Origin of the sequence: Trichlorobacter sp. (genome assembly GCF_030247655.1) — a bacterium.
Lineage (GTDB): Bacteria > Desulfobacterota > Desulfuromonadia > Geobacterales > Pseudopelobacteraceae > Trichlorobacter.
The window spans coordinates 1-1,517 of record NZ_JAOTRZ010000368.1; the positions used below are offsets into that span (position 1 = coordinate 1).

The 1,517-nt window shown below is 50.1% G+C and carries 4 protein-coding genes; all 4 read right to left on the bottom strand.

Features of this window, described 5'->3' with window-relative positions; all coding sequences use genetic code 11:
- Window positions 1–183: type II toxin-antitoxin system PemK/MazF family toxin (locus OEL57_RS16775; protein ID WP_300742090.1), on the bottom strand; the 183-nt coding region annotated here is incomplete at its 3' end.
- Window positions 174–419 carry an AbrB/MazE/SpoVT family DNA-binding domain-containing protein gene (locus OEL57_RS16780; protein WP_300742091.1) on the bottom strand — a complete coding sequence of 82 codons (246 nt, stop codon included), beginning with the start codon at window positions 417–419 and terminating at the stop codon, window positions 174–176. The genes OEL57_RS16780 and OEL57_RS16775, both read right to left, overlap by 10 nt.
- A 329-nt stretch (window positions 420–748) precedes the next feature.
- Window positions 749–1,105, bottom strand: coding sequence for a CRISPR-associated endonuclease Cas2 (locus OEL57_RS16785; RefSeq protein ID WP_300742093.1), 357 nt, complete (start codon window positions 1,103–1,105; stop codon window positions 749–751).
- Between the two features lie 12 nt (window positions 1,106–1,117).
- On the bottom strand, window positions 1,118–1,517 hold a 400-nt coding region (locus OEL57_RS16790), incomplete at its 5' end, for a 3'-5' exonuclease (protein WP_300742095.1).

A 1,517-nucleotide genomic window follows, 5' to 3' on the forward strand; every position in this document is an offset into this window, starting at 1 on the left:
GCTAAGCGATACACGGCTTGGGTAATTAAGGGATTTAGTGGTCATGGGAGCAATCATCACGGTTTGCAAGTGTCGGTTCATTTCATCAGGAGAGACAATCAGGCAAGGTCGTGTTTTCTGAATCTCATGCCCGATGGTTGGATCAAGATTGACCAGATAGACGTGATACTGCTTCAACTCCATTCCCAGTCCTCCTGATCAAGGGTATCATCAATCAGTAATTGATCATCACCGCAGGCATGCATAGCACTAAAAGCCTGTTCCCAGCCTTCACGAGGCTTTCCACGTACCGGACGAATGGTAATCTCATCTTTTCCCGGTAACAGTTCAACCGTATCACTTAAGCCATATTGGCGCAGTAATGTAGCTGGGATACGTATGCCCTTTGAGTTACCTATGGAAACAAGTTGTGCAAGCATATGCGCCCCTTTCAGTTACTACAATGTAATTACAATTTAACCAACTCTGTGAGCTCAGTCAAGCAGGTTCAGTTGATTGCGGCAAGAATGGATTTACCGCCTAACCAGACGAAGTAGGATTGTTTCAATCCTCGCCCGTCCGTATGGGACGGGCGCTCTGACCCTCAAAAAAGCGGTCAGTTTTCAGCAGGTTACATCATGCTTTATGCGAACCACATAAATATCTACGCTGGAAAGCATTCATTCTGATTCATTTTTCAGCTACAAGGCCATAAAAATCAGCATGTGCGAAACATCCGTCTTTTTCGTAACATCAACCGGTTCGCGCATCAAACCACCAGCGTTTCTTCATCAAAAAAGACGGTTCTGGTTGTACCGTACTGCTCAACATTACGTTCCCGTGGTTCAGTCAAACGATAGACCCTCAGATTATCCAGTTCCAGCTTTACTTCCTTTAACAGCTTTTTCCGTAACTGTTCTGCTTTCAGACAACCAAGGACTGCAAGACACCCACCGGATTCATCTCCACCACCCACGGTTACCACAGGCTGTTTTTCGTCCTGTTCACCATTGACGATCTTTTCCAGCTCTGCCAGCCTTCGGGCGTTTTCCTGTGCCTCACGGGACTGCCTGTTAAGTCGGTCCCACGCATACAGACCACCAAGAATCAACCACGGATGAGGCATAGAACCTCCGGTTCAAATCATCTCCCCTCCCAGCTCCATCCAGATCCGCGCTGCCATCAGGGCATCATCAAGTGCACGGTGACGATTAAGCCCTGACGGCACAGGACCGAACAGATGCCGGTACACCGTGTCAAGCCGGTGATTCTGAAGCCGGGGCAGTTTCCGGCGGGACAGGCGGACGGTACAGTGCCAGGGATTCTCAAACGGCATACCCAGCAGGTGCAGTTCATGGTTGATCATGGCTCTGTCAAATGGCGCGTTGTGGGCCACCAGCGGACAGTTACCAACAAACTCCAGAAACCAGGGCCAGACCTCTTCCGGTGCGGGCTTGCCTGCCAGCATCTGTTCTGAGATGCCATGTACCCGCCAGGCGCCGTAGCTGATCGGTGTGTTGGTGTTGATCAGGGTTGCT